The following is a 667-nucleotide window of genomic DNA, read 5'->3' as shown; positions in this document are numbered from 1 at the left end:
GGTGGGGATCGGTCCGCTCGGGGTGGAGGCGGTGGCCGTGCCGTCGGGCGTGACGGTGACGAACTTCGTCTTGTCGGCCTCACGGACCGTCACGTCGACCGGTGCAGCGGTGGCGTGCGCGTGCTGGGTGCTGTGCTGGTGGATGGCGGTCCACAGCGCGGTGCGATCGGCCGCGGACAGCTGTACCACTTCGGTGTCGGGAGCGGTGACGCGGGCGGTGGTGGCGGAGGTGATCTCGACATCGAGCGTGGTCATCACGCGCCGGTCCCGCTGAAGGCCGACACGCCGGCCAACTCGGCGTCCATCTCGGTCACGATGGCCTCGGTGCGATCGAGTGCGGCCAGCGCCTCGGTGCGGGCCTTGCCGCCGGGCAGCGCCTCTATCACCGCGCGCCGTGCCGTGACGGCGGTGGTGATTTCGGCGAGGCGGTCGCGGGTCAGTTCCTGGTCGTCGCTGAGTTTGCTCAACCACCCCGGCACCACCTGCTTGAGGTACTGGCGCAACTCGGCGATGACCGGGTCGTTGGCGCCCTTGACGACGAACGGTGCGCGCAGCGCGGCCACGTCGTCGGTGGTCGGGGTGATCGACTGGGAGATGCGGCGGCTCATGAACGGATTCCTTTGCACTGGATTCGACAGCTCAACGACAGGGGCGGACGGGGTGGATG

The 667-nt window shown here is 69.4% G+C and carries 1 protein-coding gene and 1 pseudogene; both read right to left on the bottom strand.

Going from position 1 to position 667, the window contains the following annotated elements:
- Positions 1-255 (bottom strand): annotated as a pseudogene (locus tag G6038_RS30830) (chromosome partitioning protein); the annotation flags it as partial.
- Positions 255-608, bottom strand: a complete 354-nt coding sequence (locus tag G6038_RS30825; protein ID WP_165042717.1) for a hypothetical protein — start codon at positions 606-608, stop codon at positions 255-257. The pseudogene G6038_RS30830 and the gene G6038_RS30825, both read right to left, overlap by 1 nt.
- Positions 609-667: the final 59 nt, after the last annotated feature.

The sequence above is a fragment of the Rhodococcus sp. 14C212 genome (assembly GCF_011058195.1).
Lineage (GTDB): Bacteria > Actinomycetota > Actinomycetes > Mycobacteriales > Mycobacteriaceae > Rhodococcus > Rhodococcus aetherivorans.
This window is presented reverse-complemented; position numbering and strand designations above follow the sequence as displayed.